Origin of the sequence: Rhodococcus sp. NPDC056743 (assembly GCF_042790355.1) — a bacterium.
GTDB lineage: Bacteria > Actinomycetota > Actinomycetes > Mycobacteriales > Mycobacteriaceae > Rhodococcus_F.
Map to the genome: position 1 here is coordinate 1 of NZ_JBHTZI010000020.1, position 19,841 is coordinate 19,841.

Annotated in this window: 19 protein-coding genes; 18 read left to right on the forward strand and 1 reads right to left on the reverse strand. The window is 60.2% G+C overall.

Features of this window, described 5'->3' with window-relative positions; all coding sequences use genetic code 11:
- Positions 1-536 precede the first annotated feature (536 nt).
- From ACFRFQ_RS30250 to ACFRFQ_RS30325, 16 genes are all read left to right on the forward strand, one after another.
- Positions 537-2,108, forward strand: a complete 1,572-nt coding sequence (locus tag ACFRFQ_RS30250; protein WP_378665271.1) for an ABC transporter substrate-binding protein — start codon at positions 537-539, stop codon at positions 2,106-2,108.
- Positions 2,109-2,453: 345 nt separating this feature from the next.
- Complete coding sequence (locus ACFRFQ_RS30255; protein WP_138871005.1) at positions 2,454-3,047, forward strand: carboxymuconolactone decarboxylase family protein; 594 nt, start codon at positions 2,454-2,456, stop codon at positions 3,045-3,047.
- A 257-nt stretch (positions 3,048-3,304) separates the two neighbouring features.
- On the forward strand, positions 3,305-4,255 hold the full coding sequence (locus tag ACFRFQ_RS30260; protein ID WP_138871004.1) for an ABC transporter permease: 951 nt from the start codon (positions 3,305-3,307) through the stop codon (positions 4,253-4,255).
- Entirely contained in the window at positions 4,252-5,166 is a 915-nt protein-coding gene (locus ACFRFQ_RS30265; RefSeq protein WP_138871003.1) for an ABC transporter permease, read from the forward strand. Before ACFRFQ_RS30260 ends, ACFRFQ_RS30265 begins: the two co-directional genes overlap by 4 nt.
- Before the next feature lie 45 nt (positions 5,167-5,211).
- Positions 5,212-6,225 carry an ABC transporter ATP-binding protein gene (locus ACFRFQ_RS30270; protein ID WP_378665272.1) on the forward strand — a complete coding sequence of 338 codons (1,014 nt, stop codon included), beginning with the start codon at positions 5,212-5,214 and terminating at the stop codon, positions 6,223-6,225.
- On the forward strand, positions 6,215-7,225 hold the full coding sequence (locus ACFRFQ_RS30275) for an ABC transporter ATP-binding protein (protein ID WP_378665284.1): 1,011 nt from the start codon (positions 6,215-6,217) through the stop codon (positions 7,223-7,225). Before ACFRFQ_RS30270 ends, ACFRFQ_RS30275 begins: the two co-directional genes overlap by 11 nt.
- A gap of 554 nt (positions 7,226-7,779) precedes the next feature.
- Positions 7,780-8,697 carry a LysR family transcriptional regulator gene (locus tag ACFRFQ_RS30280; protein WP_378665273.1) on the forward strand — a complete coding sequence of 306 codons (918 nt, stop codon included), beginning with the start codon at positions 7,780-7,782 and terminating at the stop codon, positions 8,695-8,697.
- Positions 8,698-8,852: 155 nt separating this feature from the next.
- Positions 8,853-9,761: a VOC family protein gene (locus ACFRFQ_RS30285; protein ID WP_378665274.1), complete on the forward strand. Its 909-nt coding sequence runs from the start codon at positions 8,853-8,855 to the stop codon at positions 9,759-9,761.
- On the forward strand, positions 9,758-11,242 hold the full coding sequence (locus ACFRFQ_RS30290; protein WP_378665275.1) for an NAD-dependent succinate-semialdehyde dehydrogenase: 1,485 nt from the start codon (positions 9,758-9,760) through the stop codon (positions 11,240-11,242). The genes ACFRFQ_RS30285 and ACFRFQ_RS30290 overlap by 4 nt, the downstream gene beginning before the upstream one ends.
- The gene (locus ACFRFQ_RS30295) at positions 11,242-12,048 is read left to right on the forward strand and encodes a fumarylacetoacetate hydrolase family protein (protein WP_378665276.1); all 807 of its coding nucleotides are present in this window, start codon (positions 11,242-11,244) and stop codon (positions 12,046-12,048) included. The genes ACFRFQ_RS30290 and ACFRFQ_RS30295 overlap by 1 nt, the downstream gene beginning before the upstream one ends.
- Positions 12,048-12,500: a heme-binding protein gene (locus tag ACFRFQ_RS30300; RefSeq protein WP_138870997.1), complete on the forward strand. Its 453-nt coding sequence runs from the start codon at positions 12,048-12,050 to the stop codon at positions 12,498-12,500. Before ACFRFQ_RS30295 ends, ACFRFQ_RS30300 begins: the two co-directional genes overlap by 1 nt.
- 111 nt (positions 12,501-12,611) lie before the next feature.
- Positions 12,612-13,766 (forward strand): FAD-dependent monooxygenase, encoded by a 1,155-nt coding sequence (locus tag ACFRFQ_RS30305; RefSeq protein WP_378665277.1) that lies wholly within the window; start codon positions 12,612-12,614, stop codon positions 13,764-13,766.
- 147 nt (positions 13,767-13,913) lie between these two features.
- Positions 13,914-14,264 (forward strand): VOC family protein, encoded by a 351-nt coding sequence (locus ACFRFQ_RS30310; RefSeq protein WP_378665278.1) that lies wholly within the window; start codon positions 13,914-13,916, stop codon positions 14,262-14,264.
- Positions 14,264-15,250 carry a hypothetical protein gene (locus ACFRFQ_RS30315; protein ID WP_378665279.1) on the forward strand — a complete coding sequence of 329 codons (987 nt, stop codon included), beginning with the start codon at positions 14,264-14,266 and terminating at the stop codon, positions 15,248-15,250. Before ACFRFQ_RS30310 ends, ACFRFQ_RS30315 begins: the two co-directional genes overlap by 1 nt.
- Positions 15,251-15,264: 14 nt before the next feature.
- A complete protein-coding gene (locus tag ACFRFQ_RS30320) occupies positions 15,265-16,014 on the forward strand; it encodes a dienelactone hydrolase family protein (protein WP_378665280.1) in 750 nt (249 codons plus the stop codon).
- Between the two features lie 192 nt (positions 16,015-16,206).
- The gene (locus tag ACFRFQ_RS30325; RefSeq protein WP_378665281.1) at positions 16,207-16,587 is read left to right on the forward strand and encodes a Rieske (2Fe-2S) protein; all 381 of its coding nucleotides are present in this window, start codon (positions 16,207-16,209) and stop codon (positions 16,585-16,587) included.
- A 65-nt stretch (positions 16,588-16,652) separates the two neighbouring features.
- Here the strand turns inward: ACFRFQ_RS30325 and ACFRFQ_RS30330 are convergent, their stop codons facing one another.
- Complete coding sequence (locus ACFRFQ_RS30330; protein ID WP_378665282.1) at positions 16,653-16,949, reverse strand: putative quinol monooxygenase; 297 nt, start codon at positions 16,947-16,949, stop codon at positions 16,653-16,655.
- Between the two features lie 201 nt (positions 16,950-17,150).
- Between ACFRFQ_RS30330 and ACFRFQ_RS30335 the strand changes: the two genes are divergently transcribed.
- Together ACFRFQ_RS30335 and lhgO are read left to right on the forward strand one after the other, a co-directional pair.
- The gene (locus ACFRFQ_RS30335; protein WP_221937773.1) at positions 17,151-18,623 is read left to right on the forward strand and encodes an aldehyde dehydrogenase; all 1,473 of its coding nucleotides are present in this window, start codon (positions 17,151-17,153) and stop codon (positions 18,621-18,623) included.
- Positions 18,620-19,840, forward strand: coding sequence for an L-2-hydroxyglutarate oxidase (gene lhgO, locus ACFRFQ_RS30340; protein WP_378665283.1), 1,221 nt, complete (start codon positions 18,620-18,622; stop codon positions 19,838-19,840). The genes ACFRFQ_RS30335 and lhgO overlap by 4 nt, the downstream gene beginning before the upstream one ends.
- The last annotated feature ends 1 nt before the right edge of the window (position 19,841 follow it).

Genomic DNA, 19,841 nt, shown 5'->3' on the forward strand with positions numbered 1-19,841 from the left:
CCGACGTGCGGGTGTCTGTGAAACGTCGCCGCAGATAGGATTGGACGACTTTGCAGAGACCGGTCGTGACGCCGAACCATGAGGTGTGCCACGGGCAGTAGCCGGAATCTGTGTCGTGACGTTATCTTTCGTCGGTACGTTCAATCCAGTGGTACGGACGCATCATTAGCTGAACGAATTTCGCTGGTGTTGCCGGGCATGGTGACGATTGCCGAGAAAACTATGACGGCCGTCACTTTATGCATGCAAAGGTTTCACAATCGGCTGTGGACTCGGGCGATCCTGGACGACTAGTTTGACGGAGACGGCTTGGGTCGAGGCGACTGCAACGCTTCTTGGCTTGCCCCACATCGGCTTTCGGTCACGTATTTCGGATGAACTTGGCGTTGCCCACTTTGTTGTCGAGGTGGTGGACCGGTGCGGGTTCCGTGCGAGAGATTTGCTGTGCCGAGGACGCGTGACACGTTCGCTCGTTTGAGATTTGCTGCGTCCCTCACAAATTCATAACCACCGAGTTAGATCTAGAAAGGACCATGATGTTCCGAAAGACAAGTCTCGCGACGCTCGGAGTGGTGTGTTCCATCGCTCTGGCACTGTCGGCATGCGGAGGTGGCGCTGCCGGTTCCTCGTCGGAGGCGAACTCAGGACCTTCAGGCGATCCCGTTGCCGGCGGTACCGTTCGCGCGGTGATGCTGAGCGAGCCTCGCAACCTCGACCCCGCGATTCTTCAGAACAACCTGCAGGGGCAAGGCATGCTCGGCAACTCGTTGTACGGAACGCTGATGTACGGCGACGAGCAGACCGACGAGACAATGTTCTCGATGGCAGAGAAGTTCTCGACGGACGACGCCGGCAAGACCTTCGTACTCGAACTTCGTGACGGACTTCAGTTCTCCGACGGCACCCCGCTTGGTTCGGATGCAGTCAAGTACAACTGGGATCGACTCAAGGACAAGTCGCTCGGTTCCAACTCCACCCCTGACGCCGCGCTGGTCGAGTCGACCGAGGTTGTCGACGCGACGACTCTGAAAGTTACTTTGACACAGCCGACTCCGGCCTATGCAAATCAGGTTTCGCGGACGGCGATGAACTGGATTGCGTCCCCGGCCGCACTGGCACAGGGGGCGCAGGCCTTCGATGCGAATCCGATCGGAGCCGGACCGTTCACCTTGGAGAATTGGACACGTGCGGGCAAGATCGAACTGGTCAAGAACCCGGGATACTGGGACGCTCCGCGGCCGTATCTGGACGGAATAACACTCACCTCCTCGGCGGACGAAGAGCAGCGACTGAACTCTGTGGTGAGCAGTGGTGCCGATCTGGTGCAGGCTGCTGATTGGTCGGTTGTGAAGAAGGCGTCGACTGCTGGGTTCCAAGTTCAGTCCATGCCGATGGCGGGCGGAACATTCCTTGCGCTGAATACGACACGAGCTCCGTTCGACGATGTTCGGATGCGTCAGGCTATCAGTGCGGCAATCGATCTGGAGGGACTGGAACTCGCTGTGGGGAAGGGCTCGGGCGTTATCGCCGACACGTTGTTCCCGGAGGAAAACCAGTTCTACACGGACACGCCCTTGCATACCTACGACAAGGCCAAAGCGCAGGACCTCTTTGATCAGTTCGCTGCGGAAGGTCAACCCCTGACGTTTACATTCACAGCGTTTCCGGGGCAGGAATTGGTTGCCCAGGCGGTTCAGGCTCAGCTCAGTCAGTACGACAACGTCGAGGTCTCGGTCAACCGCGTCGACTGGGCCGAGTCGGGACGAATCTACGGAGAGAAGGGCTACGACATGATGGTGGCGGCATCGAACTTCATCGATCCCGAGCCGTCATTGTTCCGGTCCTTCTACAGCACCTCGCCTCGAAACTCGTCGGGCATCAAGGATGATCAGCTCGATGCGGCGCTCGTCGCTGGACGCACCGGCGCGTCGGCCGAGGATCGCAAGGCGGCCTACGAAGCAGTATCCGAGCGTCTCGCCGAGATCTCGCCGGCCGTCTTCTACCTGCGCACTTCGCAGACTGCGATCGCATCCGAGAAGGTCGGCGGAATCCAGATGTACGGAGAAGGGTCCCTGCTGACAGCGGGGTTGTGGCTCGCTGATCAGTAGCCTGCCTGTTCTCCCGGTTGTACCGCACGTGAACATCCACGAGCGACGGGGCGCATTGTTGCTGAGGGGCGATGCGTCCCGTCTTTTGTCGAACTAGTGCTCTGCTCGAATGGATCGACTGCTCGAGATCCGAATATCGATGTGAAACAGGTTTTTACGACGCCACCGTGCGTGCTCGGGCGCGTGATGGAAGGCGACCGATTTCGAACGCTTTAGTTGAGTGGAATAGGGCTGGTTCGGCGGCGCGGCGGATGCCAAAGTGTATTTGCGTCCACTGACGTAATCCACATCACATCGACGTATTCGACGTCATATCGATGAACATTATTACCCAGGAGGTTTTCCATGCGTCTCACGCCACTTACCGATCTCAACGAACGTCAGGCCGAGATCAGTGCGCGGATCGCAGGTCGCCGTGGCGCTGTTCGAGGTCCGTTCCTCATCTGGCTCCGCAGCCCCGAGCTGTGCGAGAAGGTAGAGGCGTTGGGTGCGTACTGCCGGTTCGAGTCGAGCCTGCCCTTGCGCTTGCGCGAACTGAGCTTGCTGATCGCTGCACGCTTCTTCGATGCGCAGTACTCATGGAATGCTCACGTGGACAAGGCAGTTGAGTCCGGTGTCTCGCGTGAGAGCATCGAGCGACTGGCCCGTAACGAGGAGCCGGCATTCGAGGCCGCGGACGAGCAGATTCTGTACCGATTCTCTCAGGAGATTCTCGGCAACCATTTTGTCTCCGACGAAGTCTTCGCGGAAGCGCTGAATGCCTTCGGCGACAACGGACTTGTCGATATCATCGGCAGTCTCGGAAACTTTTCCATGTTGGCGATGCTTCTCAACACCTTCGAGGTTGACCTGCAGCCTGACCGTACCGCACCCTACCCGGACATCGAAGGCTACCGCCGTGTTCAGGTGAAAGCGGCCGCGAGCGCAGGCTCGGCCTAACCCCGGCGACCTCCTCGGGAAGGAAAGCAACGGGGGCACCTTCGTCGACTACCGGGTGCTCCCGCCGCCCCCCCGATACGAAGTCCGGAAGGTCAATGATGATTCGAAACAGAGGATCGATGGCGCCCTTATGACTGGCTCGAGCGAGACCAGCTCTCGGCGGACGGACGAGCTATGGCTCACGAAATGACATCGCGGACATCCCGAGAGTCCAACGTCCGGGTAGTTCGTCGCAGGTTGGTAAGGAGAGAAATCCAATGATGCTCTTGGCAAAAAGGATCGGCCGGAGTCTGCTCGTGATGCTTCTCGTCACGATGGCTGTGGTTGCGGTCATGGGCGTCACGCCCGGTTCTGTGGCTCAGGTGATCCTGGGCGAGAATGCCACGCCCGACGCGATCGCCTCGCTGAACAGCAAGCTCGGCCTCGATGTGCCTCTCTGGCAGCAGTACTTGAACTGGTTGGGAGATGCGCTCCACGGGAATCTAGGCACGTCACCTCTCACCGGTCAGTCGGTCAGTTCGGCAATAATCGACAGGCTGCCGGTCACGCTGGAGTTGGCGGCGCTGGGGTTGGGGATAGCGCTTGTTGTATCGGTTTTGTTTGCCGTGCTCTGCGCGTCATTTCCCGGAAGCGGACTTGATCGCGGTCTGAATGCGTTGTCGTCCGTTTTCCTCTCGGTACCCGCATTCATTGCCGGCCCGGTGTTGATCTTCTTCTTTGCGATCCAGCTCGGCTTGTTTCCCGTCATGGGGTGGACGCCGATCAGTGAGGGACTCGGGGCCAACCTGAGGTCCGCGTTCTTGCCGGCAATGGCCATCGCCCTCACCGAAATTGCCGCGTTCCATCGTTTGCTGCGCTCCGACTTGATCAGCACTTTGTCCGAGGATTTCATCGCTGCGGCGCGCGCCAGAGGAATGAGTGCCAAGTATGTGATGTTCCGCCATGCACTGCGTCCGTCGTCGTTCTCTCTGATCACCGTTCTCGGTATCAACCTGGGAAGGCTGATCGGCGGCACAGTTGTTGTGGAGACGCTCTTTTCGCTCCCAGGGCTGGGTCAACTCGCAGCGTCGTCGATGATCTCGCGTGACGTGATCATGGTGCAAGGAGTGGTGGCCTTCATCGCCGTTGTCTACGTGCTTGTCAATACCTTGGTCGATCTCAGCTACGGAGTGATCGATCCACGGGTGCGAAGAGGAGTCAAAGTATGATCGTCACGAATCCGGTGCACGTAATTCCGGTCGAGAACCCAGTCGAAGCCCCTGAGGAAAGTAGTCGGAATCTTCCTCAGGTACCGGAAGCGAAGAAGTCGCGTTCGATACTGGTCTGGTTGTCGTTCTTCTGGATTGGGCTGATCCTGCTCCTGGCCGTGTTCGCGGGCATTCTGCCGATCGCGTCGTACGAGCAACCGATAGGTCTTCCGCGGCAAAGTATCGACTTCGCGTCGCTGGATACTCTGCTCGGTACTGACGCCCTGGGCCGGTCCATGCTGTCGAGAGTTATTCACGGCGCCCAAGTATCGTTGCTTGTCGCGACCATCGCTGGATTGCTGAGTTTTGTCGTCGGCGGTTTGATCGGGCTCCTGGCCGGCTACTTCGGCAAGTGGAGCGACGCCATTGTCACCCTGCTGGCCGACGTGATGTTGGCTTTCCCCGGTCTGATTCTCCTGCTGGCTCTGACGACGATCATGACGCCCAGCGTCACGATTCTGATTATCGGTCTTGGAATTACGGGCATCCCGACGTTCCTTCGTCTCGCGCGGGCGAACACGCTGACGTGGTCGGCGAGGGAGTTCGTCCGGGCAGCACTGAATATGGGCGCCGGCAACGGCCGCATCCTGTTCAAGGAGATTCTGCCCAACGTCCTGCCACCCCTCGCGGCGTACCTGCCGATCGTGATGGCAACGATGATCGTGGCAGAGGGCTCACTCAGCTTCCTGGGCTTGGGCATTCCGCCGCCGACGCCGTCGTGGGGCGGAATGATCAACGACGGCAAGGATTCCATCGCAGACAATCCACACTTGGTTTTCATCCCCGCCACGGTGATCTTCTTTACCGTCTTCGCATTGAATCAGATCGGCGACTACCTGCGGCATCGCTTCGACCGATCCATGCAGAGCTGATCGAAGCGTCATGTCCGGTATTTCATCTGAGAGGTTGAACCGCTAATGAGTACTGATCCACTTCTCGCAGTGAGGAACCTGCGCGCGTACATCGGTACGTCACGGGGAATCGTTCGAGCAGTCGACGATGTGACGTTGGACGTCGACCCTGCTCAGTCGCTGGGGGTGGTCGGTGAGTCCGGGTCCGGAAAATCGGTGATGGCACGGGCGGTCATGGGCCTCATGCCCGGACGGTCGGCGCGCTCCGGTGAGGTGTACTTCCAGGGGCGTGACCTGCTGTCGTTGCCGCAGAGCGAACAGCGTGAAGTCTGGGGTAAGCACATTTCCATGGTTTTCCAGGACCCCGGTCGTTCTCTGAATCCGGTTGTCCGGGTGGAACGACAGTTGACCGAGGGGATGCGCAAGCACCTCGGTGTCAGTCGGTCGGAAGCTAAAGGCCGGGCGTTGGGGTTGCTCCAAGAAGTAGGAGTGCCCGACCCGGAGCGGCGTCTGCGGAACTACCCACACGAGATGTCCGGTGGTATGCGCCAGAGGGTAATGATCGCGATTGCTCTGTCGGCCGAACCGGATCTGCTGATCGCGGACGAGCCGACCACGGCACTGGATGTCACGGTGCAGCGTCAGATACTCGACCTGCTGCGCGGTGTTCAACGTGAACGTGGCATGTCGATGATCTTGATCAGCCACGATCTAGCCGTGGTGGCGGGCCGTACCGACCGGGTGGCGGTGATGTATGCCGGGCGGCTGGCCGAGATCGGATCGACTCGAAAGGTATTCGAGGCGCCAAGGCACAGGTACACGCACGCACTGCTCGCTGCCACACCCACGATCGGACACGAGCGGCACACCCCGTTTCAGCTCATATCGGGTTCGCTTCCGGACCCCACCGCTGTGGCTGCAGGGTGTCGTTTCGCACCCCGTTGCGCGTATGCAACCGAGGACTGCCGGACCTCAGGACCGATCATGACGCCGGTGGCTCTGGAGCACGAGGTGTCGTGCTTTCACCCGGTTACCACTGTGGTGCCGGAATTTTCAGGAGGTGAGTTCGTTGGCAGGTAGCGGTACAGCGCATCTGCGCGGGGATGACGCGCTGTTGAGTGTCACGGATTTGGTGGTCGAGTACCACACGAATTCCGGTACCGTTCAGGCGGTGTCGACGGTGAGCTTCGATGTGCTGCCGGGCGAGACGTTGGGAATTGTCGGAGAGTCGGGATGCGGTAAGTCGACAACCGGTCGCGCCGTGCTGCGATTGGACCACATCAGTTCCGGACAGATCCGCTTCGGCGAACATCGGATCGAGCGAGTGGGCAAGAAACAACTGCGTGAACTGCGTCGCGACATGCAGATGATCTTCCAGGACCCCGTAGCGTCGCTGAATCCTCGTCGGCCGGTCAAAGAGGTTGTAGTCGAGGGACTCTCCATTGCCGGATCGAATTCCGACGAGAAGTCAACGGCCGCGGAGGGGCTTCTGAACCAGGTTGGGTTGGGAAGCGAACGATTCGTGGACATGCTGCCGCGCCAGCTGTCCGGCGGACAGGCCCAGCGCGTGGCGATCGCACGGGCATTGGCTTTGCATCCTCGCCTACTGATCTGCGACGAGCCGGTCTCGGCGCTGGACGTATCCGTTCAAGCACAGATCCTCAACTTGCTGGAGGAGTTGAAGAGCAAATACGACCTTACCGTCGTCTTCATCGCTCACGATCTCGGAGTGGTCCGTTCCTTCAGCGATAAAGTGATGGTGATGTACCTGGGTAAGGTGTGCGAGTTCGGGGATTCCATTGAGCTCTACGATAATCCGGCTCATCCATACTCGAGGGCTCTGCTCGATTCGGTTCCGTTGACCGATCCCGATCGTGCGTTTGCCGGCCCTGCGCTCGAAGGTGATGTGCCCTCGCCGCTTGCGCCGCCGCCGGGCTGCAGGTTCCAGACGCGGTGCCCCAAGGTGCAGTTGCGCTGTGAGAGTGAGGAACCACAGATGCGTGAGGTTCGCCCAGGGCAGTTCGCGGCGTGCCATTATCCGCTTGACGAAACGGATGCACGCCCACTGGTCGCCAGTTGACCGTGCGGCATAGCCCTGGGATGGAGGATGCCGACCTTTCTGTGTATCTGGTGTGAGGTTTCTGTGTGCGACCGTCCATGCGACGGATTGTCGTCGCGGTGGAGTGTATGAGCGAAGGTGCCTCGATCTCACGTCGAGTCTTCATTGTGTGGTCTCGGGGAGGGCCTGGATTAGGCGGTGAAGGTCCCGGACCCTTGTCGGCGAGGTGCCGCCACAATCGGGATTCCAGCCTTCTGCGCAAACCTCACACGGCTGACTCGGAAGGTCTAAATCCAATTGATAACAATATAATTCGTCGCCGATCTGCGTTTTCGATGTGAATTAGGCAATTGAGTTCGGGGCTTCGTGTGGCCGCGAGGCGTCGGTGGAAAACACTCGAATCGGATCGAGTCCGCGCCGAGTCTTCTGCGGGCGCAACGACGTGCGTTGGAGGCTCTGAACGCCGTCATCCGAAATCTGTGTACCGGGCGTTTACGCAGTGGGATCTCAGTGAGACTGGATTGTGCCTCGGGAAGATCTCCCTACTATGGTCTGCGACACGTAGAGGAGAAAGTATGGACCGCATCACAGTTATGCGAAGTTTTGTAGGCGTTGGTGAGCAGGGTGGATTCAGTCGGGCCGCCCGACAGCTGGGAATTTCGGGTTCGCTTGTGTCGCGGCATGTTTCCGAGTTGGAAAAAGAACTGGGTGTTCGCGTGGTGAACCGCACGGCGCGCGCAGTGAGCCTGACGTCCGCTGGTCGACGCTACTACGACTTCGCGCAGCGAATGCTCCGGGAACTCGACGCCGAGGAAACTGCGATTCGTGGACTACGTGATCTGGCGGAGGGGCCGCTGGCGGTCATCTGTCCTAAGTGGATCGGCAATCTGGATCTAGGTGAAGCTATCGCAGACTTTGCGGTGGATCATCCCAAGATACAAGTCCGGTTCGAAGTCGGCGGGATGTCGAACCGGGCCTTCGACTTTCTGGATCAAGGATATGACGTCGCCTTTCACACTCGGGATCTACGTGACTCGACGATGCTCATTCGGAAGGTGGCGGACATCCGCTTCGTTCTCTGCGGTTCGCCAGGATACCTGGCCTCGCACAGTCCGCTACTGACCAATCAGGATCTGGGTGAGCATGACTGTCTCCTTCATCCCAACGACCCCGTTTGGCATCTACTCGACTCGGAAGGGCGCGAGTCTCACGTGCGCCCACAGTCCCCGGTGTATTCGTCGAACAGTTACCTCACTTTGCGCAAGGCTGCTGTTCGCGGGCGTGGGTTGGCGCTGCTCCCCGTCAGGACGGTGGCCGAAGATTTGGAAAGTTCTGTACTGCAACAAGTTTTGCCGAGTTACAGCGCCCCCACGCGGGCACTGTATGCCGTTCACTCGCCGGGTGTTCATACATTGCGCAAGGTGCGGGTCTTCCTTGACTACATTTCAGCTTGGTTTGCCAAGAACCCGATGCCGCAACACGCCTCGGTGTGAGTCTTTCTTCGAACGATTAGTATGCGCAAACTGCACGCACAGGGCATTGAAGTTGCGGTTCGAGCGCAATAGCGTTCACCGTAATCCGTGTAAGCGCAATTGCTTTGCGGCAAGAATCCGTGCCGGGACCGGCGTGGAGTAAGGAGCGCGAATCTGTGGCAATCCTTCGTATCGAGCGTGCACGCTACGGGGTTGAAGACCTCGAAACATGCGTACGGTTCTTCGAAGACTTCGGTCTCACCTTGCAGGCCGCGGATCGGAACGGCGCCGAACTGGTCACTCGCGTCGGTCAAGTAGTGGAATTGCGGCGCGAGGACGACCCCACACTTCCACCGGCAGTGGAGTCCGGGTCGACGTTACGTGAGCTTGTGTGGGGCATCGATACTCAGCAGAGTCTGGACAACGTGATCGAGGACCTGCGACGTGACCGCGTAGTCGAGGTAGACGCCGACGGTGTGGCGCACACTCACGACGAGACCGGCTTCGGACTGGGCTTGGCGGTGGCCGACATTGTCGAGCCTCCCGTGACCACGGACGAAACCAATCGCTATGGTGCAGTGAAGCGTTGGAATGTACCGACGTCCCCGACAGATCAGGTGTTCCCGCTGCGGATGTGTCACGTTGCGTGGAACATACCCAAGGACGGGCACCGTGAGGCTGTTGCCTTCTACGTGGACCGGCTGGGTTTCCGAATCACCGATGACGTACTGCCGATGGGTACCTTCATGCAGTGTGAAGGTGACGACGATCAGCACAACTTGCTGTTATGCCACCGACCCGATCGGGCCGGTATCAACCACATTTCCTACGAGGTTCGCAACTTCGACGAAGTGATCCTCGGCGGGAACCAGATGATCGAACGCGGCTGGCGCGAGGCCAGGCGTCTGGGACGTCATACCGTCGGGTCCAACGTATTTCGATTCGTCCATGCACCCTGCGGGGGCCGCGCCGAGTATGCCGCGGACATGGACCGTGTCGACGAGACCTACACAACCCGCGTTCACGAGGTCACCCCTCCACATCACCGCTGGACAATGTTGACGAACAAGGATGGCGAGTCATGAGTCAAAGCCTTTCCCCGACTGCTCGAGAACCCGAGACAGTCGAGAGTATCTACCCCGAAATTGCGATGTACATCGATGGACGCTGGACCGACGGGAGCGGTTCGCGCCGTGAGCCGATCGTCAATCCCGCCACCGAAGAGATCCTCGGTTTCGTGCCCCTGGCCGAGAAGTCGGACCTCGATGCCGCTCTGGCGGCGGCCGAGCGAGGTTTTGTGGTGTGGCGAGACATGCCCCTCGACAAACGGGCACACATCTTGCACCGAGCTGCCACTCTTCTGCGCGAGCGGTCAGCGGAGATCGCGCGCATCATGACTATGGAGCAGGGCAAGGCTCTCCCCGAAGCTCGAGGAGAACTCGCCGGGGTTGCAACTACTTTGGACTGGAATTGTGAAGAGGGGTTGCGAGCGCATGGCCGGATCATCCCTCGCGGCCCTGGTGAAACGCTGAGCGTCGTGCGTGAGCCGGTTGGTCCGGTTGCTGCGTTCACTCCCTGGAACTTCCCAGCCGGGAGCCCGATGCGCAAGATCGCGGCGTCGTTGTCTGCGGGCTGCTCGATCGTGATCAAGGCGTCGGAGGAGACACCGGCCACCGCGTGTGAACTCGTGCGATGCTTCGAAGACGCAGGGCTGCCCGGGTCTGTCCTGAATCTAGTTTTCGGTGTGCCGGCTGAAGTTTCCGAGCACCTGATCCCGTCGCCGATCGTCCGCCTCGTCGCCTTCACCGGATCTGTGCCGGTTGGCAAGTCGCTCGCGGCCATGGCCGGGGCGGCCATGAAACCGTCGATGATGGAACTTGGCGGGCACGCTCCGGTCATTGTCTGCCCGGATGTCGATCCAGTTGCTGCGGCGCGCTCCAGTGCGCGGGCGAAGTTCGCCAACGCCGGTCAGGTGTGCACTTCCCCGAGCAGGTTCTTCGTGCATGAGAGCCTCTTCGAGAGCTTTGTCGACGCCTTTGTTCTCGCAGCAGAGCAGATTACGGTGGGCAACGGTTTGACCACCGGGGTGCAGATGGGTCCGCTTGTCAACGAACGACGACTGTCGTCAGTCCACAACCTTGTCGAGGATGCTCGTCGGCGCGGCGCGAAGGTTCTCACCGGAGGCAATCGACTACCGGGGCCCGGTTTCTTCTATGCACCCACGGTTTTGACCGAGGTCCCGATGGATGCCGCAGTGATGACGGAAGAGCCGTTCGGGCCGATTGTTCCTATCGTTCCGTACGCGGACCTTGATGATGCTCTGCGCCTGGCGAACTCGCTACCATTCGGGTTGGCCGCGTACGCCTTCACACACCGGGCCGACACGGTCGACGTCCTGACCCGCGGACTTCAAGCCGGAATCCTGTCCGTCAACCATGCCGGTGGTTCGGTGCCTCAGGCACCGTCGGGTGGATTCAAAGAGAGCGGATTCGGTCGAGAGGGCGGGTCGGAAGGGCTCGACGGCTACCTCGTCACCAAACGCATATCCCACCGGATGGCGATCTGATGCGTTGGTGCCGAATCGAACTCGAGGGAACGACGCGTCACGGTTTCGTCTCTGACGACGTCATCGAAATCGTCGAGGGTTCGCCGTTCGGGGTATATCGGTCGACCGGTCAGGTGGTATCGCTCGAACGTGCAGTATTTGCGCCGCCGGTTATTCCGTCGTCGTTTCTCTGCGTCGGAATGAACTACACCAGTCACATCAAACATGCACAGCTGCACGGAATGTCCGCCACCGAGATTCCGACGCGACCCGAGGTTGGCTATCGGGCGTCCAGTGCGCTGATCGGGCACCGACAGCCGATCGTCAAACCGTCGGACTGCGAGGGACGCTTCGAAAGCGAGGGTGAACTTGTCGCTGTGATCGGTCGCAGTTTGCGACGGTGCACGCGTGACGAAGCGATTGACAGTGTGTTCGGCTGGACAATCGGAAACGATGTGAGTGCCAGAAATTGGCAGCACGCTGACCGGTCGTTCTGGCGGGCCAAGAACAGTGACACGTTCAAGCCGATGGGACCCTGGATTGCAACGGACGTCGATCCGATGCACTCGCGCACCGAGGTGCGGGTCAACGACGAAGTTCGTGCTGAATTCGATACGGGTGCAATGATCTTCGATCCATATGACCATCTGGTCGAGCTTTCGAAATACGTTACCGTCGCCCCTGGGGACGTGCTGTGGATGGGAACCGACGCCATGGTCGGGATGTCGCCGGGAGACACGGTCGATATCTCGATCTCCGGCATCGGCACATTGAGCAATCCGATTGTCAGTGAAGTGTCGCCGACGGCGGCACGGAAGGAGCAGTAATGAGGCTCGAATTCGCCGAGGCGCGAGTGATGGTCGATCAGGCGCGTGAGCACGCGGCTGGTGTGGGCAAGGCACTGAGTATTGCAGTGGTCGACTACGGCGGATTTGCCGTGCTGGTAGAGCGAATGGACGGTGCACGCCCGATGACGCCGAGTATCGCTCTGTCGAAAGCGTATTCGGCTGCAGTTATGCAGCGGCCGACCTTCATGCTGAAGGGCTGGAGTGAATCCGACCCGGTCTTCTTCTCTCAAGTCGGCCGGATGGGTCACCATCCGATCGTGGCCACGAAGGGTGGATACGCTCTCAAGCGCGACGGCGAGATCGTCGGCGGAATCGGCATCTCCGGTGGGACCGCAGATGAGGACGAAGAGATTTGCAGGGCGGTTGTATCTGCTGCGGGATTTTCGCTGGAGTTCGCTGCCTGGGGTGGCGCGCCAGTCGCCGAGCGCTGACCTGTATTCGACTGTGCGCGAAAGCTAATCATTCGAAATCAGGTAGGGCGGAGTGGGGTACGCGCGCTCTAGGCTGAAGAGAATCCAAAGGGCAAAGGAAGGTAGGCGAACGTGACTCAAGAGAATCGTCCCGGCGACGGGCGCGGGCACATCCTGGTTGTTGGTGCCGGTATCGGCGGTCTGTCCACGGCAATAGCACTGCGCGGCGTCGGATATGACGTCCATGTGGTCGAGCTGAAGCCGGATATGCATTCGTCCGTCTTCGGCGTCGGCATTGTCCAGCCCGCAAATGCCCTGCGTGCGTTGGACGCTATCGGTCTACTCGACGATTGCCTTGCGGCCGGCCAGAGCAGTCCCGTCTGGGGCACCATGTGCGATGTGCAGGGCAATGCGCTGGTGGAGATGGCGGGTGCCAAGATCGAGAACTACCCGGCAATGAACGGGATCGGCCGGCCTAAGCTGCACCAGATCCTGACCCGGCGCGCTTTGGCGGATGGTATCCGCATCGAATACAGCAAGTCGATCGAAAAGTTGCTACCCGGTGACGATTACGTCGAGGCCGTGTTCACCGATGGTCAACAGGACAACTACGAACTGGTTGTCGGCGCTGACGGTGTACGTTCGGAAGTGCGCCCTTACGTTCTTCCCGAGGGTGTGGAGCCCCGGTACAACGGGCAGTCGGCGTGGCGCGTCAACTTGCCTCGTATCCCCGAGATCGATCGCATCATTCTCCAACGTGGCCCTTCGGGCGTTGCGGGATTCGTTCCGATTGCCCCGGATCTTGCATACTTCTGGCTTAACTACGCGTGCCCGCAGGGGTACCGTCCGCCGGCGGATCAACTTCACGTCGTCCTGCGCGATCTTCTCAAGGATTACGGCGGATTGACCGCATGGGTTCGCGACAACCACCTCAACGATCCTGCACAAATCGTGCTGCGCCCGGAGGAGTACCTGATCGCTCCGGCGCCATGGCACAAGGGTCGCATCGTTCTCATCGGTGATGCCGTACATACGGTGACGCCGCACTTGGGGCAGGGCGCGGCTCAAGCGATCGAGGATGGTGTGGTTCTGGCAGAGGAGCTCGAGGCGAACGGCGCAGACGTCGAGAAGGCGTTCGAGGCTTACGTCGGTCGCCGTTTCGATCGCTGCAAGCTGGTTGTCGAGTCGTGTGTCCAGATCGGCGAGTGGCAGCAGCATCCCACTCCGGACGCGGATCAGCCGGGCCTGACACAGCGCGTCATGGAGGCGATGGTCGCTCCGCTGTAATGCGGACGTTTCGCCGGGCCACGCGCTCCAGAAATCAGTTGAACGTTAGGTAAAGCGCGACAGGCGCTTTCGGCATCATTCATTTCTCATCAGAAGCAGAGGTAGGAAATCATGGCAACGAAATCGGTATCACACAGCCTTCATCACGTGAACTTTCCCACGAGTGACCTCGAGGTGACCGAGGAATGGTACGGCAGGGTTTTCGAAATGACCCGCGTCCACCCCGTCAATCCGCCGCCTAAGGGCACCATGCTGCTGACCCGCGGTAACTTCGATCTGCACTTCCGGCCGGTCGAGAAGGGCCAGGAGCAGACGGGTCTCATTCACTTCGCGATCGAGGTCGACGACTGGGACGAATTCCTCGTTCATCTGGACAAGGTGGGAGAGGAATACATCGTGGAGCCGTACCGCGGTCACGACTTGTCCCAGACCGGCAGCCTCGTCGATCCCGACGGCCACCGCGTCGAATTCACCTGGCATCCCGATCGCACCTGGTGATGAGCGGAAAACCTGTGGTCCGTGTCGGATTCGGCGACTACGACCATAATCGCGATTTGTGGACCGGTGGTGTTGTCGTACCCGAGTGCGAACTCGAATGTACGACGCTCGCCGCACCGGAGGAGATCTTCTCTCGCTTCCTCGCGGGGGAGTGGGACGCCGCCGAGATGTCGTTGGCCGTGTCGACGGCACTCCGCGGCAAGGGCGATGACTCGCTCGTGGTTCTGCCGGTGTTCCCGGCGAGGGCCTACCGGCACGGTTCGATCTACGTCAGAGCCGATGGTCCGCAGGTACCCGCGGATCTGAGCGGTCGGCGAATCGGAATTCCGGTGTGGGGCCAGACAGCTGGTGTGTATGTCCGCGGTCTGCTGGCATCGGATTACGGCGTCGACTTGAAGTCGATCAGGTGGGTTCAGGCGGGTGTCAACGAACCGGGACGCACCGAGCCCGTCGACCTCGACACGAGTGATTTCGATATCACCGCTGCCCTCGAGTCCTCGCTCGATCAATTGCTGATCGACGGCAAGGTGGACGCCGTGATCAGTGCGCGTCCTCCGGAATGCGTTGTAAATAGGGATCGTCGGGTCAAGCGGCTCTTTCCCAAGTACACGTTCGACGAGATGGCTTACGCGGAGAAGACCGGGATCTTCCCGATCATGCACACGTTGGTTCTCCGTCGATCCGTATACGAGGCAAACCCGGAGATCGCCGACGGACTGATCAATGCCTTTACCGAGGCGAAGAACCGCTCTATCGAGCGGTCGATGAGTCTCACCGTACCGAGCTATCCGTTCCCGTGGAGCGGGGCGCATGCGCAGCGGGCAAAGGGATTGTTGGGCGCCGACTTCTGGCCGTACGGGATCGACGCCAACCAGCGAAGTCTGGATGTGTTCCTGGAATACTGTGCTGCTCAGTCGATCACGCCACGAAGGTTGACCACCAGCGAACTGTTCGATCGAGAACGGTCGACTTCGATTCACGCCTGATTAAGGAGAACAAAATGTGTCATGCGGAGGTTCCTGAAGGTCAGGTAACACCGAATGTCGATCGCCAGGACATCACGATCTCGATCGGCGAGAACGTAGACATGCCGGCGACGCTCTTCAGCGTCGACGGCGGCGGTCCCGGTATCGTGCTCAATACCGATATCCATGGTCCGAGCCCGTTCTACATCTGCCTGGCGTCGCGGTTAGCTGTTGCCGGATTCTCGGTTCTGTTGCCGGACTTCTTCTTCCGTCAGGGGCCCGCTGCGGGTCCCGATCTGGAGAGTGCGTTCGCGCGGCGTAAGAGCTTGGACGAGGCCCAGACTGTTCGTGATCTAGATGCCGCGACGGCGTGGTTGAAGGACAAGATCGGTGGCGATCGCGTCGGCTCGCTCGGATTCTGCATGGGCGGAACGTATTCGCTCGATCTCGCGTCACTGCGTGACGATTTGGTGACGGTGTCGTACTACGGATTCCCGGAACCGCAGACGACTCTGGTGATGCCCCCGCCACGCCCTCTGGATCTGGTCGACGATCTCAGTGGACCGGTCCTGGCTTTCTGGGGCGAGGATGACCATGGAATTGGGGTCGAGGTTCCTGTCAGGTACGCAACGCGCGCGGAGAAAGTCAACTCCGAGTTCTCCTACGAGATCGTTGCCGGCGTGGGACACGCGTTCCTGGGCCATTCGCAGCTGGACGATCCTGAAGACACCGGTGCAAAGACGTGGAAGCGGACGATCGAGCACTTCCAGCGTCACCTCGTGTAGGCGTGAGTTCGCGTCCACACGAACTCAGACGTGCATGGATGAACTGAATGCCGAGCGGCGCTTGGTTCATCCATGCCGACCCGGATGCCACGATCGGGCGGTGCACACCGTACCCGCTGCCTCATCGTTCGATTGTGGTGTCTGTAGTCGCCGGCCTTGGTCGGGGCTGACGACAGTTGTGAGGAGCCTGGCATGAATGTGCCTGAAACCGACGGAGAACAGTTGGCCGGACGGCTGGTTCGCGTCGGCACGGTCGCTCAGTTCGTCGAGAGAAATGAACGCGTGGTCACGACCGTCGCCGGAGAAGAAATTCTGGTTCTCGCGGTCGGTGAGACGATCTATGCGGTCGGTAATCGATGCACCCATCTACCGTTTCGACTAGCGCAAGGCCCGCTTGTCGGTGAATCCGTCGAGATCGAGTGTCTTTTGCATCAGGGGCGATTCAGCCTCGAGACCGGTGAGGCCACGAGAAGGCCATGCAGAAAACCCATCGCGACATACCGAGTCGTTCAGGTCGGCGATGACGCGTATGTCGACGCTACGCGGCGCATTCTTTCCGATCGAAACCTGTAATCTGCTGTGCAGCACAAGCATCCCCTCGCCGATAGTTGTCGGAGAGGGGATGCTCATGTCCGTGGTCAGTGTGGCTCGAGTGGAACAAGATCATGGCGCACACGGCTTTCCAAGTTCGGCAACACACCGCCCCGAAGATGGCGCTCGAAGTGGGGCGACGCGAGATGTGCTTCGAATGCGGACTCGTCCACGTACTCCTCGAAAATAAAGAACTCGGCGGGATCGACAGCTGAGCCGTTGACGCGGTAGACGATGTTTCCCGGCTCAGCCCTGCTGGGTTCGACCATGTTGCGCAGGGATTCCGTTACCGTGTCGATAGCCGACTCGCGAGCGCGGTAGTGAGCGATCAATACGAATGTCATAGGTGTTCTCCTCGAATGTCCGTCAAGTTGTTCGTCTACAGATTGACCTGTCCGCCGGGGTAGCGCGAGCACGCAACGCGTCGTGAGTGGTGATTCTTAGCTTGCGAATTCAGTGCTCCTCTTTGCTATTCGGTGGCCGTAGCATCCATTTCTGTAAGTCCCGAAAACTATGTTCGGGACCTAGTTGAGAGGACGATCGGTTTGACGATTCAACCCAGGCTTCTGCCCAGTCTTGTCGCCGGTGAATGGCGCCGTCCGGATGAGGACCGCACATTCGAGGTCGTCAATCCAGTGGACGTCCGTATCACCGTCGCGCGCGTCGCGGCCATGACGGCCGCAGAGGTGACCCAGTTGTACGACGCCGCCGCGGTGGGTGCCGACGTGTGGCGGAACACCCCCGTGCTGGAGCGGGCTCAGATCATGACCAAGGCTGCCGATTACTTGCGTGCCCGTGCCGCAGAGATCACAAGCGACCTGGTCGCCGAAATGGGCAAGACGTCCGGTGAGGCTGCTGTAGAGGTCGGAAAAGCGGCAGATTTCTTCGACTATTACGCCGGCCTGGCGCGATTGCCACAGGGCCAGATACTTGCCGATGCGCGCCCGAATACCGTGACGAGTGTGCGCACGGAGCCCGTTGGCATCGTGTGCCTGGTCACGCCCTGGAACGACCCACTCCTGACACCGGCCAGAAAGCTTGCCCCCGCGCTGTATACGGGAAATGCCGTTGTTCTCAAGGCAGCCAGCGAAACTCCCGTTGTCAGCATGCACCTCGCTCAGGCGCTACATGATGCCGGACTGCCGGCGGGTGTTCTCGGACTGGCGAGCGGAAAAATCGCCGAGATCGGCGACGCGCTTCTCGACGATCCACGAATCAATGCGGTGAGCTTTACCGGAAGCACGTCGGTGGGTCGGTCGATTCAACGACGTCTCGCTGGTCGTGACGTTCGACTGCAAACGGAGATGGGTGGAAAGAACGCCGCGGTTGTCCTTGCTGACGCCGATGTGGATCTGGCTGTCGCCGCTATCGCCGCGGCTTCCTTCGGGCAGGCCGGTCAGCGATGCACCGCAACGAGTCGTGTCGTGGTGGACGCGGCTGTGGCAACAGAGGTGATCAGTGGAATCATTGCGGCTGCTGCGGCAGTTCGACTGGGACCCGGCGATGCCCCGGCGACGGCAATGGGTCCACTGGTGAGCAAGAGGGCCCAGGCCGATGTTCTGGCGCATATCGAGCGTGCCCGAGAGAGTGGGGCCGAGGTTGTCGTCGGTGGGCACGGACTGTCCGCCGAGATCGCCGAGCACGGTTGCTGGGTTGCGCCCACGGTTGTCACCAATGTCGAACGCTCCATGCCGATCTGGACCGACGAGGTATTCGGTCCGGTAGTGGCAATTGCGGTGGTCGACGGCATCGACGCCGCAGTGGCGGCGGCTAACGACACGACCTACGGATTGGCTGCATCGGTGTTCACGTCGTCGATGAAGAATGCACATTTCTTCGCGGATCGACTCGAAGCCGGCCAGGTTTCGGTGAACCATCCGACGACCGGGTGGGACGTGCACATGCCGTTCGGGGGCTTCGGAGAATCCGGCTCGGCGTTCAAGGAACAGGGACTCGAGGGGCCACGCTTCTACACGCGAGTCAAGACGGTGGCGATTCGGACGGACGTGGAGCGATGACCGAGGGATCGCGGCGCGCCGGCATCGTCGGCGGCGGACTGGTCGGCCTTGCAGTCGGGCGACGACTCGCTCTCGACGGTTTCGACGTGACGGTCTTCGAAAAAGAAGCGGTTCTGAGTGCGCACCAGTCGGGCCACAATTCGGGAGTGGTTCACTCGGGAATCTATTACACCCCAGGATCTCTCAAAGCCACGCTGTGCCGACGCGGTGTTGACCTCCTCAAACAGTTCTGTGCGGAACACACACTGACCTACCGCGAAATCGGCAAGGTTATCGTGGCGCGAAACAAAGACGAGATTGCGCCTCTGCGAGATTTGCAGGAACGCGCACGGCTCAACGGTGTTCCCGATGTTCGTTGGCTCGGGCCGGAGGAACTTCGCGAAATCGAGCCGAATGTCGCGGGTATCGCAGCGCTCCATTCTCCGACAACAGCGATCGTCGACTACCCGGCCGTGGCGCATGCAATGGCAGCGGACATCGTTGCCGCCGGTGGGCAGATCAAGCTGCGCACCAAGATTCGCGATATTCAGGTGAACGGCGCGACGGCATCAATTGTCACAGACGCGGAAGACTCGTACGAGTTCGACCATGTGGTTCTGTGTGCCGGACTCCAATCCGACACTGTCGCAAGAGCTGCCGGCGATGTAGCCGGACCGGCAATCATCCCTTTTCGCGGTGAGTACTTGAGGCTCGTGCCGGCGCGAAACGGCTTGGTGAACGGCTTGGTGTATCCGGTCCCGGATCCCGCCTATCCCTTCCTCGGTGTCCATTTCACCCCGCGTGTCGACGGCGCCGTGGATATCGGACCGAATGCACTTCTTGCGACCGCCCGCGAGGGGTATCGCCGTCGTGACGTGAACATACGCGAGTTTTTCGAACTCTTGCGGTGGCCAGGGTCGCGAAAGCTCTTCCGCCAGCATTGGAAAACAGGAATCCACGAGATGCGAGGGTCGTTTTCGACGGGCGCCTACGTCAAGGCCGCGCGAGAATACGTCCCTGCCTTGACTGTTCAGGACGTCGTGCGGGCCCCGGCCGGCGTGCGGGCCCAAGCCGTCGACGCCGATGGGACTCTGGTCGACGATTTCCGGATCAGCAGGCTCGGCGCGGTGACGGCTGTCCGCAACGCTCCGTCGCCGGCCGCGACGTCATCTCTGGCCATCGGTGAATACGTTGTAGCGCAGATGTTTACACCTGATTCCGGCGCAAATACCAATTAAC